13 protein-coding genes are annotated in these 13062 nt (G+C 59.4%); 8 read left to right on the forward strand and 5 right to left on the reverse strand.

Annotated elements, in window-relative coordinates:
* Nucleotides 1-32 precede the first annotated feature (32 nt).
* From uhpA to INF68_RS15095, 8 genes are all read left to right on the forward strand, one after another.
* Complete coding sequence (gene uhpA / locus INF68_RS15060) at nt 33-626, forward strand: transcriptional regulator UhpA (protein WP_119936437.1); 594 nt, start codon at nt 33-35, stop codon at nt 624-626.
* On the forward strand, nt 623-2128 hold the full coding sequence (gene uhpB, locus INF68_RS15065; protein WP_126786526.1) for a signal transduction histidine-protein kinase/phosphatase UhpB: 1506 nt from the start codon (nt 623-625) through the stop codon (nt 2126-2128). The genes uhpA and uhpB overlap by 4 nt, the downstream gene beginning before the upstream one ends.
* Nucleotides 2121-3440, forward strand: coding sequence for an MFS transporter (locus INF68_RS15070; protein WP_126786525.1), 1320 nt, complete (start codon nt 2121-2123; stop codon nt 3438-3440). Before uhpB ends, INF68_RS15070 begins: the two co-directional genes overlap by 8 nt.
* Nucleotides 3441-3572: 132 nt before the next feature.
* Nucleotides 3573-4964, forward strand: a complete 1392-nt coding sequence (gene uhpT / locus INF68_RS15075) for a hexose-6-phosphate:phosphate antiporter (protein WP_023309834.1) — start codon at nt 3573-3575, stop codon at nt 4962-4964.
* A gap of 178 nt (nt 4965-5142) precedes the next feature.
* Nucleotides 5143-5595: a DUF1198 domain-containing protein gene (locus INF68_RS15080; protein WP_126786524.1), complete on the forward strand. Its 453-nt coding sequence runs from the start codon at nt 5143-5145 to the stop codon at nt 5593-5595.
* 102 nt (nt 5596-5697) lie between these two features.
* Nucleotides 5698-6888 carry a purine ribonucleoside efflux pump NepI gene (gene nepI, locus INF68_RS15085; RefSeq protein WP_109845929.1) on the forward strand — a complete coding sequence of 397 codons (1191 nt, stop codon included), beginning with the start codon at nt 5698-5700 and terminating at the stop codon, nt 6886-6888.
* A 56-nt stretch (nt 6889-6944) separates the two neighbouring features.
* Entirely contained in the window at nt 6945-7217 is a 273-nt protein-coding gene (locus INF68_RS15090; RefSeq protein WP_126786523.1) for a type II toxin-antitoxin system Phd/YefM family antitoxin, read from the forward strand.
* The gene (locus tag INF68_RS15095; RefSeq protein WP_041911701.1) at nt 7192-7458 is read left to right on the forward strand and encodes a Txe/YoeB family addiction module toxin; all 267 of its coding nucleotides are present in this window, start codon (nt 7192-7194) and stop codon (nt 7456-7458) included. The genes INF68_RS15090 and INF68_RS15095 overlap by 26 nt, the downstream gene beginning before the upstream one ends.
* 1 nt (nt 7459) lies before the next feature.
* On the opposite strand, the gene INF68_RS15100 is transcribed toward INF68_RS15095, so the two are convergent.
* The 5 genes from INF68_RS15100 to INF68_RS15120 all read right to left on the reverse strand — a co-directional run bounded on the left by INF68_RS15100 (nt 7460) and on the right by INF68_RS15120 (nt 13057).
* Nucleotides 7460-8365 carry a DMT family transporter gene (locus INF68_RS15100; RefSeq protein WP_126786522.1) on the reverse strand — a complete coding sequence of 302 codons (906 nt, stop codon included), beginning with the start codon at nt 8363-8365 and terminating at the stop codon, nt 7460-7462.
* A 148-nt stretch (nt 8366-8513) separates the two neighbouring features.
* A complete protein-coding gene (locus INF68_RS15105; RefSeq protein WP_023309838.1) occupies nt 8514-9893 on the reverse strand; it encodes a carbohydrate porin in 1380 nt (459 codons plus the stop codon).
* 136 nt (nt 9894-10029) lie between these two features.
* Nucleotides 10030-10332 (reverse strand): PTS lactose/cellobiose transporter subunit IIA, encoded by a 303-nt coding sequence (locus INF68_RS15110; protein WP_029741865.1) that lies wholly within the window; start codon nt 10330-10332, stop codon nt 10030-10032.
* 5 nt (nt 10333-10337) lie between these two features.
* Nucleotides 10338-11714 carry a glycoside hydrolase family 1 protein gene (locus INF68_RS15115; RefSeq protein ID WP_126786521.1) on the reverse strand — a complete coding sequence of 459 codons (1377 nt, stop codon included), beginning with the start codon at nt 11712-11714 and terminating at the stop codon, nt 10338-10340.
* 17 nt (nt 11715-11731) lie between these two features.
* Complete coding sequence (locus INF68_RS15120; RefSeq protein WP_126786520.1) at nt 11732-13057, reverse strand: PTS sugar transporter subunit IIC; 1326 nt, start codon at nt 13055-13057, stop codon at nt 11732-11734.
* Between the last annotated feature and the right edge of the window lie 5 nt (nt 13058-13062).

The following is a 13062-nucleotide window of genomic DNA, read 5'->3' on the forward strand; positions in this document are numbered from 1 at the left end:
GCGTTTTTTTATCCGCCCGCCAGGAACGCGCCATGACCACCATCGCTCTTATAGACGATCACCTTATCGTCCGCTCCGGATTTGCCCAGCTTCTGAACCTCGAACCGGATTTTCAGGTTGTGGCCGAGTTTGGCTCTGGTCGCGAGGCGCTGGCGGGCCTGCCGGGGCGCGGGGTGCAGGTCTGTATCTGCGACATTTCGATGCCGGATCTCTCCGGGCTGGAGCTGCTAAGCCAGCTGCCGAAAGGAATGTCGACGATTATGCTGTCGGTACACGACAGCCCGGCGCTGGTCGAGCAGGCGCTCAACGCGGGGGCGCGCGGCTTTCTCTCCAAGCGCTGTAGCCCCGACGAACTGATCGCTGCCGTGCGCACCGTCTCCACCGGCGGCTGCTATTTAACGCCGGATATCGCCATTAAGCTGGCGGCCGGACGCCAGGATCCGCTCACCCGGCGCGAGCGCCAGGTTGCGGAAAAACTCGCGCAGGGCATGTCGGTAAAAGAGATTGCCGCCGAGCTGGATCTGTCCCCGAAAACCGTGCACGTTCACCGCGCCAACCTGATGGAAAAACTCAACGTCAGCAACGACGTCGAGCTTGCGCGCCGCATGTTTGACAGCTGGCAATGAGTTCCGCTTTTTCACGGCTGATCGCCGTCGTTGCCAGCTTTTTTATCTTCTCCGCCGCGTGGTTCTGCCTGTGGAGCATCAGCCTGCATCTGGTGGAACGTCCTGAGCTGGCGGTGCTGCTCTTTCCCTTTGGCCTGCGACTGGGGCTAATGCTCCAGTGCCCGCGCGGCTACTGGCCCGTTTTGCTGGGCGCAGAGTGGCTGATGCTGGTCTGGCTGGCGCAGGAGGTGGCCCTCGCGCACCTGCCCTTATTGATGACCGGAAGCCTGCTCACGCTTCTCCCGGTTGCCCTCATCTCCCGCTACCGCCACCAGCGCGACTGGCGCACGCTGCTGCGTCAGGGGGCGGCGCTGATGGCCGCCGCGCTGCTGCAGTCGCTTCCGTGGGTCGGCGAGAAGGAGATGCTCAACGCCCTGCTGCTGACCCTGACCGGCGGCCTGACGCTGGCGCCAACCTGCCTCGTGATCTGGCACTATCTCACCAGCACCGTCTGGCAGCCGCTCGGCCCGGCGCTGGTTTCCCAGCCGGTGAACTGGCGCGCCCGGCACCTCATCTGGTATCTGCTGCTGTTTGTGGTGAGCCTGTGGCTCCAGCTTGGCCTGCCCGCCGAGCTTTCTCGCTTCACGCCGTTCTGCCTGGCGCTGCCGATTATCGCCCTGGCCTGGCACTACGGCTGGCAGGGGGCGCTGATCGCCACGCTGATGAACGCCATCGCGCTGATCGCCAGCCAGACCTGGCACGATCACCCTGTTGATTTACTGCTTTCCCTGCTGGCTCAAAGCCTGACCGGGCTGCTGCTGGGAGCGGGCATTCAGCGCCTGCGCGAGCTGAACCAGTCCCTGCAAACCGAGCTGGCGCGCAACCGCCGTCTGGCGGAGCGTCTGCTGGAAACCGAAGAGAGCGTGCGGCAGGAGGTCGCCCGCGAGCTGCACGACGATATCGGCCAGACCATCACCGCTATCCGCACTCAGGCGGGCATTGTCCAGCGCCTGGCGGCTGAAAACGCGGGCGTGAAGCAGGGCGGGGCGCATATCGAACAGCTTTCGCTGGGCGTCTATGACTCCGTTCGTCGCCTGTTAGGACGACTGCGCCCGCGCCAGCTTGACGACCTGTCGCTGGAACAGGCGGTGCGTTCCCTGATGCGCGAGATGGAGCTGGAAAGCCGCGGAATAGTGAGCCATCTCGACTGGCGCATTAACGAATCTACGCTCAGCGAAGGCCAGCGCGTGACGCTGTTCCGCGTCTGTCAGGAAGGGCTGAACAACATCGTCAAGCACGCCAGCGCCAGCGCGGTCACGATCCAGGGCTGGCAGCAGGACGACAGCCTGAAGCTGATAATTGAAGACGATGGCTGCGGCCTGCCGCCGGGCTCCGGCCAGCAGGGTTTTGGCCTGGCGGGCATGCGGGAGCGCGTCAAGGCGCTGGGCGGCACGCTGAACCTCTCCTGCACCCACGGGACGCGCGTCAGCGTCAGCCTGCCGCTACGGAGTTACTATGTTTAAAACCCCTGCCAGCGCCGCGCCGATTGGCGATAAAGCGGAAATCGACGCCCGCTACCGCTACTGGCGTCGCCATATCCTGATGGCCATCTGGCTCGGCTACGCGCTGTTCTACTTCACCCGCAAAAGTTTTAACGCCGCCGCGCCGGAAATCCTCGCCAGCGGCGTGATGACGCGCACCGATATCGGCCTGCTGGCGACGCTGTTTTACATCACCTACGGCCTGTCGAAGTTCTTCTCCGGCATCGTCAGCGACCGCTCCAACGCGCGCTATTTTATGGGCGTTGGGCTGATCGCCACCGGCGTGGTCAACATTCTGTTTGGCTTCTCCACCTCGCTGTGGGCCTTCGCCCTGCTGTGGGCGCTGAACGCCTTTTTCCAGGGCTGGGGCGCGCCGGTCTGCGCCCGCCTGCTCACCGCCTGGTATTCGCGCAACGAGCGCGGCGGCTGGTGGGCAATATGGAACACCGCGCATAACGTCGGCGGGGCGCTGATCCCGATGGTGGTAGGTGCGGCGGCGCTGCACTACGGCTGGCGCGCGGGGATGATGATTGCCGGTGGCCTGGCGATAATTGCCGGGCTGTTCCTCTGCTGGCGCCTGCGCGACAGGCCGCAAACCGTCGGCCTGCCTGCGGTTGGCGACTGGCGGCACGACGAGATGGAGATTGCCCAGCAGCAGGAGGGCGCGGGGCTGACCCGCAGGGAGATCCTCACCAAATACGTGCTGAAAAACCCGTACATCTGGCTGCTGTCGCTCTGCTACGTGCTGGTCTACGTGGTGCGCGCGGCGATCAACGACTGGGGCAACCTGTACATGTCCGAGACGCTCGGCGTGGATCTGGTGACCGCCAACTCGGCGGTGACGATGTTCGAGCTGGGCGGGTTTATCGGCGCGCTGGTGGCCGGCTGGGGCTCGGACAAGCTGTTCAACGGCAACCGTGGCCCGATGAACCTGATTTTCGCCGCCGGGATTTTGCTCTCCGTCGGCTCGCTGTGGCTGATGCCGTTCGCCAGCTACGTGATGCAGGCGGCGTGCTTCTTCACCACCGGCTTCTTCGTGTTTGGCCCGCAGATGCTGATCGGCATGGCGGCGGCGGAGTGTTCCCACAAAGAGGCGGCAGGCGCGGCGACGGGCTTTGTCGGGCTGTTTGCCTACCTCGGCGCATCGCTCTCCGGCTGGCCGCTGGCACGGGTGATCGACGTCTGGCACTGGAGCGGTTTCTTCGCGGTGATCGCCATCGCGGCGGGGATCTCCGCGCTGCTGCTGCTTCCCTTCCTGCACGCGCAGGCGCCGCGCGAGGTGAGCGAAGCGTGATGCGCCTCACCTTTTCGCCCCGAATGGCGCAAATCTAGGAAATTTTCCCGGTTTTACCTGGACGCTGTCTCAGGCATCTCTCCCGGCTGATTTTTACAATGCTGCAAAAATCAGCTCAGGAGTAACTCAGTCATGCTGGCCTTCTTAAATCAGGTGCGCAAGCCGACCCTGGATCTGCCGCTCGACGTGCGGCGCAAGATGTGGTTCAAACCGTTCATGCAGTCCTATCTGGTGGTCTTCATCGGCTACCTGACCATGTACCTGATCCGCAAAAACTTTAACATCGCGCAGAACGACATGATCTCCACCTACGGGCTGAGCATGACGCAGCTGGGGATGATTGGCCTGGGCTTCTCCATCACCTACGGCGTGGGTAAAACCGTCGTTTCCTACTACGCGGACGGCAAAAACACCAAGCAGTTCCTGCCGTTTATGCTGATCCTCTCCGCCATCTGTATGCTCGGCTTCAGCGCTAGCATGGGCGCAGGGTCTGTCAGCCTGTTCCTTATGATCGCCTTCTACGCCCTGAGCGGTTTCTTCCAGAGTACCGGCGGGTCGTGCAGCTACTCCACCATCACCAAATGGACGCCGCGCCGCAAGCGGGGTTCGTACCTCGGCATGTGGAACATCTCCCACAACCTCGGCGGGGCGGGTGCGGCTGGCGTGGCGCTGTTTGGCGCAAACTACCTGTTCGACGGCCACGTGATCGGCATGTTTATCTTCCCGTCGATTATCGCCCTGATCGTCGGCTTTATCGGCCTGCGCTACGGCAGCGACTCCCCGGAATCTTACGGCCTCGGCAAAGCCGAAGAGCTGTTCGGCGAGGAGATCAGCGAAGAGGACAAAGAGACCGAAGAAAACGAGATGTCCAAATGGCAGATCTTTGTTGAGTACGTGCTGAAAAACAAAGTGATCTGGCTGCTGTGCTTCTCAAACATCTTCCTGTACGTGGTGCGTATCGGCATCGATCAGTGGTCGACCGTGTATGCCTTCCAGGAGCTGAAGCTATCTAAAGAAGTGGCGATTCAGGGCTTCACTCTGTTCGAAGTGGGCGCCCTGGTCGGCACGCTGCTGTGGGGCTGGCTTTCGGATCTTGCCAACGGCCGTCGCGCGCTGGTGGCCTGCGTCGCGCTGGCGCTGATTATCGCCACACTTGGCGTCTACCAGCATGCCAGCAACCAGTACGTTTATCTGGCGTCCCTGTTCGCGCTCGGCTTCCTGGTGTTTGGTCCTCAGCTGCTGATCGGTGTAGCGGCAGTGGGCTTCGTCCCGAAAAAAGCGATCGGCGCCGCCGATGGGATTAAAGGCACCTTCGCCTACCTGATCGGCGACAGCTTCGCCAAGCTGGGCCTGGGGATGATCGCCGACGGCACGCCGATTTTCGGCCTCACTGGCTGGGCGGGCACCTTCGCGGCGCTGGATGCGGCGGCCATCGGCTGTATCGTCCTGATGGCGATGGTCGCGGTGCTGGAAGAACGTAAGATTCGCCGTGAAAATCGTGCGCAGAAATTAAAAACAGCCTGAGTGTGCAGGTAACTTCTTTGCCCGGTGTGTGATGCCGGGCTTTTTTATATTGACCCCGACGGCGTTAACTCCTCCTCTCCCAATTCTTCAACATCTTTTCCGCTCACTATTATGGTGCCACCCGCTGTCGAGGCGCTGCGTTTCCCGCTATGATGAGCGGCTAGTCAAAGGAGAACGCATGGTCTGGATAATGCTGGCAACGCTTGCCGTGGTGTTTGTGGTGGGATTTCGCGTCCTGACCTCAGATTCCCGCCGCGCCATCAAACGTTTAAGCGAGCGTCTGGGGATCACCCCGATGCCGGTCGAGTCGATGATCGACCAGTTTGGTAAATCCTCCGGCAATGAGTTTATCCGCTACCTTGAGCGCCCTGATGAGGCGCATCTGCAAAACGCGGCGCAGGTGCTGCTGATCTGGCAGGTCTGTATTGTCGACGGTAGCGAAGAGAACCTGCACACCTGGCACCGCATGCTGCGTAAAGCCCGCCTGGCCGCGCCGATCACCGATGCGCAAATTCGTCTGGCGCTCGGTTTTATGCGCGAGATGGAGCCCGATCCGCAGGAGCTAAACGCCTTCCAGCTGCGCTACAACCAGCTCTTCCTGCCGGAAGAGGGCGTGTTTTACCTGCACTGATCCCCTCTAAAAATCACAAAAGTTGTCTAAACGTTAAATTCGTCACACTTTTGATGATAAACTGCGCGACTTTTCCGCACGTTTTTATCTTCAGGTGACGCCATGACAGAACATATCCAGCCCACGACCAGACCGCAGACCAAAGAGGTTTCACGCCCCAACTGGTCGGCCGTTTTCGCCGTGGCATTCTGCGTCGCCTGCCTGATTACCGTTGAGTTTCTGCCGGTGAGCTTGCTGACGCCGATGGCGCAGGATCTGGGCATTTCCGAAGGCGTGGCGGGGCAGTCCGTTACCGTCACCGCGTTTGTGGCGATGTTCGCCAGCCTGTTTATCACCCAGGTGATTGGCACTATCGACCGTCGCAGGGTGGTCATCCTGTTCAGCGTGCTGCTGACGCTCTCCTGCCTGCTGGTCTCCTTTGCTGAAAGCTTCACCCTGCTGCTGCTCGGTCGCGCCTGTCTGGGGCTGGGGCTCGGCGGCTTCTGGGCGATGTCGGCCTCGCTCACCATGCGCCTGGTGCCCGCGCGTACGGTGCCAAAAGCGCTTTCCGTTATCTTCGGTGCGGTCTCTATCGCGCTGGTGATTGCCGCGCCGCTCGGCAGCTTCCTCGGCGGGATTATCGGCTGGCGTAACGTCTTCAACGCGGCGGCGGTGATGGGCCTGCTCTGCATCATTTGGGTGTGGAAAGCGCTACCGTCGCTGCCGGGCGAAGCGGCGCACCACAAACAGAACATGTTCGCGCTGCTGAAGCGCCCCGGCGTGCTGGCGGGGATGACCGCCATCTTTATGTCCTTTGCCGGGCAGTTTGCCTTCTTTACCTACATCCGCCCGGTGTTTATGACCATGGCGGGCTTTGACGTGGACGGCCTGACGCTGGTGCTGCTGAGCTTCGGTATCGCCAGCTTTGTCGGCACCTCGCTGTCGTCTCAGTTCCTGAAACGCTCCCTGAAGGTGGCGCTGGCGGGTGCGCCGCTGGTGCTGGCAGCGAGCGCGGCGGTACTGGTGCTGTGGGGCAGCGATAAGTGGGTGGCGTCTGCCATCGCGATTATCTGGGGCTTTGCCTTTGCCCTGGTGCCGGTGGGCTGGTCGACGTGGATCACACGCACGCTGGCCGATCAGGCGGAAAAAGCCGGTTCGATTCAGGTGGCGGTGATCCAGCTGGCGAACACCTGCGGCGCGGCCATTGGCGGCGTGGCGCTCGACCATCTGGGGCTGACGTCGCCGCTGGTGATTTCCGGTACGCTGATGCTGCTGACGGCACTGCTGGTGGCAGGGAAGGTTAAGGCACGTTGATTGATAAATAGTCACTTCATCGATATACTTGTACCGTAACTTGTACAGGAGGAAATATGCAGGTTGTGACGTTTACCGAAGCACGAAGTCGACTCAAAGATGTGTTGGACGACGTGAATGACAATGTGGAGACCATCATCATCAGCCGTCGCAACGGGGGTGATGCGGTAGTGATGTCTCTGCAGCACTACAACTCAATGATGGAAACCATCCATCTGATGAGTTCGCCTGCTAACGCCAGCCGACTGATGGAGTCAATCGCACAGGCAAATACCGGAAAAACCACGCAGAGGGATCTGATAGATGACCAGGCTACTGATTTGGACTGATAATGGCTGGGATGATTACCTGTGGTGGCAGGAGCAGGATAAGAAAACGCTTCGCAGAATCAATAAACTGATTGAAGATGCGAAGCGTCAACCCTTCGATGGCCTGGGTAAGCCGGAACCGCTAAAAGGTAATCTTTCCGGATACTGGTCTCGCCGAATCAACGATACCGATCGTCTGGTTTACGGGGTGTCGGATAGCGCTCTTACTATTTTGATGTGCCGCTATCACTATTATTCGTAAATCACGCCGATGCCTTAACCCGTCTCCGCGAATCCATCGAAATCAGCACCACCGACGACACAATCAATAGCGTCCCCAGCCAGTCCGGCAGGGTGAACGCCACGCCCAGCAACACCACCGACAGCAGCGCGCTGCTCAGCGGCTCGGCGCAGCTCAGAATGCTCGCCTTCGGCCCGCCGATCGTCTGTGCGCCTTTCAGATACAGGCTGAACGTCAGCGCCGTACCAATCACCACCAGATAGAAAAACGCCAGCAGCAGGCTGCCGTCAATGACGAACGTGGTCCCGCGCCCGGCGTAGAACGGCGTCAACATCAATCCGGCAATCAACATACTCCAGCCGACAATTGGCAATGTGCCGTAGCGGGCGATCAGCGTTGACGGATAGGTGGTGTAAAACGCCGCGGCAAACGCCGAGGCGATACCGAAGAACAACGCGGCAGGCGAGATGGAGAGCGAGGTTGGGTCGCCGTGGGTGACCAGCAGAAAGGTACCGACAAGCGACGTTAAAATGGCCGACAGCACAAACGCGCCGGGACGCTTTTTCCGCGCCAGGGCAAACCACGCCACGATGATGGTCGGGGACAGAAACTGCAGCACGGTGGCGGTCGCAGCGTTGGATTTTTCAATCGTCAGCAGAAAGGTGAGCTGCACGGTGAGCGCGCCGACGAGCGAGAAAATCAGCAGGCTGAGGGCGTCTTTGCGGTGTTTGATGACCGAGAAAATCTTGTCGCCGTGAACGAAGGAGAGCGTCAGGAGGATCACGCCGGTAAACAGCAGGCGAACCATGGTCAGGTAAGGCGAAGAAATGTGGCTTTTCTCCATGATGTACTGCGCGCAAACGCCGGAACTGCCCCATAAAACGGCGGCGATCAGGACGTTCAGCATCCCTTTACGTGTGGAACCCATGTTCTCCCCTGCGATGTTGTCGTTAATTCGGTCAACAGCATAGCATGGTTGTGTGCGGCCTGATGCCCTCACCCCGGCACTCTCCCACGGGGAGAGGGAGCAAACACTAAAAACGGCAACTCTCGTTGCCGTTTTGCTTCTACCTTGCTTAGAACCACGCTTCCCACATCGCGCCGACGTTGAAGTCGTCGAGCGTTTCGTCTTTGGTGTTGTTCACGCGCGCGGTGCGTTCGTTATCCACCTTGCCGCCGGTCACGTAGAAGCGCAGCATCGGGCGGAACTCCGGCCCCATGGCGATAGACATATTCTGCGACAGGGTCAGCTTCCAGCCCTTGTTGTCACCGCCGTTGTCGTAGTCAACGTGCTGCCAGCCCGCTTCCAGCCAGGTGGAGTGAACGTCGTTCCACCAGTGCATCGGACGCACGATGGCGTTGTAGTTCTTGCGGTTGTCGGTCTTATCGCGGCTGTTGTCGTAGTCGTGGAAGGCGAGGATGTACTCTACCTGCGTCGCCTGGGTGAATTTGTACAGCCCTTCGAAGCTGGCGTAGACCGTGGTCAGATCCTCGGTTTTGTTGAACACGCTGTTGTCCGCGTTATCGGAGTAGCGGGCGATCACCTTATTCACGCCGCTGTCGTTGGTGTGGCTCAGCACCACGCCCCCCTGCCACGCGTTCAGACGCTCGTCGCTCTCCACCGCCTTGGAGTCAAAGCCGTAGTTGGCGTACAGCTCCATGTCGATCGGGCCGAGCTTCATGCCGTGGATTTTTGAGGTCGCGGCGTAGTTGCCTTTGTCGCCCGTGCCGGAACCGCCGGTACAGGTGATGCGCGACGGGTTGGCTTCGTCTTCCATCACTTCCGGGCTACAGGATTCCACCGCCGCGACGGCGGCCACGTCGAACTGTACACCGCCGATGTCGAAGTTCTTCACCCCGGCGCCCTGGCCGTCGTGGTTCATCCAGAAGTAATCGTTGATGCCCTGCTGTGGACGCTGGTGGAAGTCACGACCGGCCCAGAAATAGGCGTTCGGGTTGGAGGCCATAATGTTGGTCACCCCCGCGTAGGCTTTTTTCAGGTTAACTTCGTCGCCCCAGTGGTCGATCATCACGTTGATGTCCCAGATGGCGCCGTTTTCACCCTTAAAGGCCTTGGAGAGCTGGAATTCCCCGCCGTTGCCTTCGTTGCCCAGACGACCAATGGCGGACGCGCCGTTGTAGGAGCCGTCCACCGCCACGTATTTTTGGTCGGCGGCCTGGAAGTGCGCGCCGTAGCGGGCATAGCCGGTAAATTTAATCCCGAACGGGATCGCCATATCCGGAGATTGCGCCGCGCTTTGCGGCTCGGTCACCACGTCCGCTTTTTTCGCGACCGCCGCATCCATTTTAGCCTGACGTTCGGCGAGGGCTTTATCCACCGCTTTTGCCACAATGGCGTCGATTTGCTCCTGGGTGAATTCCTGCGCGAGCACGGAAATTGGGCAAAGCGCGGCGATAACCGCCATGGTTAATGGAAGTTTTTTAATCGTATTCATGGTTATCTCAATATAGTTTAGTTTTATTCAGACAATAACCATCCCGCTCCGATCTGACAGAGTATGTCGCTATCATCAGAACAAGTGGATCTCTATTTAGGGTACAGAGGTATTACAGTAATTATTTCGCCATAGACTATCTCTGATATAAATGAATAATTTCTTCGGACAGTTCACGCGCTAATAAGGAATTCATTAAGTGATCCTGCGCGTGCACCATAATTAACGTCATCGGCTGGCGGCCTTCGCCCGCATCCTGCTCGATCAGTTTGGTCTGCATCTTGTGCGCCTGGCGCGCGTAGCCGTCGGCTTCGCGCAGCAGGCTTTTGGCTTCGTCAATGTTGCCCTGACGTGCCGCGTGCAGCGCTTCAAAGCACAGGCTGCGGGACTGTCCGGCATTGACGATAATTTCCATTACGGCTTCTTCTAATGCGATCATCATCATTACTCTTTATCAAAACTATTATTTAACGCGGTGGCGGCAAACCACTCTCCGCTTTTCTTAATGGTGCGTTTCTGCGTCTTTAAATCGAGCTGGATAAATCCGTAGCGATTTTTATACGCGTTGCACCACGACCAGTTATCAATAAACGTCCACATATGATAGCCAAGACAATTGCACCCTTCGCTAATACCCTTATGCAGCCAGGCTAAATGTTCGGAAATAAACTCGATGCGGTATTGATCGTTAATCTGGCCATTTTCAATAAAGCGCTGCTCGTTTTCGACGCCCATGCCGTTTTCAGAAATAAAGCAGCGAGGGTTGCCGTAATTGTCGCGGAGGTTGACCAGAATATCGTAAATACCCGGCTCGTAGATTTCCCAGCCGCGATACGGGTTCATCTTGCGGCCCGGCATCTCGTAGCTATCAAAGAACCACTCCGGCATAAACGGCGCCTGCGGGTTCACCGCGCTGTCGCGACACTTCACGCGACGCGGCTGATAGTAGTTAATGCCGAGCAGGTCGATTTTCCCTTCTGCAATCAGGAAACCGTCTTCCGGTTTACAGGCGGGTAATTGATCGCAGGATTTCAGCAGCGCCACCAGATCCGCCGGGTATTCGCCGCGCAGGACCGGGTCGAGGAAGCTGCGGTTAAACATCAGGTCCGCGATGTGCGCCGCCTTCACGTCCGCCGGGTTCTGCGAGCGCGGATACGACGGCGTCAGATTCAGCACGATGCCGATTTCCCCCGCGTAGTGTCCGGCGCGGTAGGCCTGCACCGCCTTCGCATGGGCCAGCACGGTGTGATACGCCACGGTGGCCGCCCGACGAAAATCCACCACGTTGGGGTAGTGGAAGTCGTACAAATAACCGCCTTCCACCGGCACGATCGGCTCGTTGAAGGTAAACCAGTGCAGCACGCGATCGCCGAACAGCTCGAAGCAGATCTGCGCATAGCGGGCGTAGGCCTCCACCACGTCGCGGTTTTCCCAGCCGCCGATTTCCTGCATCGCCATCGGCATGTCGAAGTGGAACAGGGTGATAAACGGCGTGATGCCCTGTTCATTCAGCTCATCAATGACCTGATTGTAAAAATCGACCGCTTCCGGGTTCACTTCACCGATACCGTCGGGGATCAGGCGCGCCCAGCTAATCGAGGAGCGAAAGCTGTTGTGGTTCAGCTGCTTTAACAGCTGAATGTCCGTTTTCCAGTGCTGATAAAACGTGGAGGTCTGCTGCGGCCCCACGCCGTTGTGAAAACGGTTCGGCTCGCGGGCAAACCAGTAATCCCATGTGGTTTCGCCCTCTCTTGCCCCTTCGGTCTGGAGAGCGGAGCTTGCGCTGCCCCACCAGAAGTTATCGGGAAATGCGTATTTCATGACTCTTCCTCTTTGACTTAATTGCTAGCGGTCTCGGCGGCGCCGACGGTTGCCTGGGCCTTCTGCTCTTCGTTTTTGATGAGCGTACGCTCATAGGCGCGCAGGAACGGCAGGTACATCAGCGCGGACATCACCATACAGACCAGGCACATCACCACCGGGCTCAGCGCCCAGTTCGCTGCCCACGAAGCGCCAATCGGTGCAGGGGTGGTCCACGGGGTTAACGACACAACCTGCGCCAGCCAGCCGAGTTTGGTTGCCGCGTACGCCAGGCAGGCGTTAACCAGCGGAACGAACACGAACGGGATAAACAGCATCGGGTTCATGATGATCGGCGCGCCGAACAGAATCGGTTCGTTGATGTTAAAGAAGCTCGGCACCACGCCCATTTTGCCGATGGTGCGAAGGTGGGTAACGCGGCTGCGCAGCAGCAGGAACGCCAGCGGCAGGGTGGAGCCTACGCCGCCAATCAGCAGGTAGTGATCCCAGAAGCCCTGAAGATAAACGTGCGGCAGCGCCGCGCCGGCCGCCAGCGCCGCCTGGTTTGCGGAGAGGTTCGCCATCCAGAACGGGTTCATGATGCCGGTGACGATCAGCGAGCCGTGAATACCGGCGAACCAGAAGATCTGGCACAGCAGTACGGAGAGCAGAATCGCGGGCAGGGAGTCAGACGCGGACACCAGAGGCTCCAGCAGATGCATGATCGCCTGCGGGATGATCATTCCGGTCTGCGCTTCGATGAACAGGTTCAGCGGGTGCAGCGTACCGATCACCACCATCACCGGGATCAGGATCTCAAACGAGCGCGCCACACCGGTTGGGACTTCCTTCGGCAGGCGAATGGTGACGTTGTTCTGCTTCAGCCACGCGTAGACGCGGGTGGCGTAAATGGCGGTGATCAGCGCGGTGAAGATGCCCTGGCCGGAGAGATACTGGGTCGAGATCTTGCCTTCGGCATACGGCGCGGCGACCAGCAGGAAGGCCATAAAGGCCAGCAGGCCGGACATCACCGGGTCGAGGTTGAACTGACGCCCCAGGCTCGCGCCAATCCCCACCGAAATGAAGAAGGTCATCACGCCCATGCTGAGGTTAAACGGCAGCATCAGCTGTTCGCGGTAGGTCTGGGAGAAATCCAGCCAGCCGCGGGCAAAGCTGTTAGTGGTATCCGCCGAGAACGGCGGGAAGATGAACACCAGCATAAACGAGCCGATGATCATAAACGGCAGCGCGGCGGTAAAGCCGTCGCGGATGGCAATCACATACTTTTGCTGACCCAGCTTCGCGGCCAGCGGGGTAATTGACTGCTCAATCACCGCGACCATGGATTGATATAACGAACTCATGTGAA

The sequence above is a fragment of the Enterobacter cloacae complex sp. P16RS2 genome (genome assembly GCF_014982155.1).
Taxonomy (GTDB): domain Bacteria; phylum Pseudomonadota; class Gammaproteobacteria; order Enterobacterales; family Enterobacteriaceae; genus Enterobacter; species Enterobacter cloacae_M.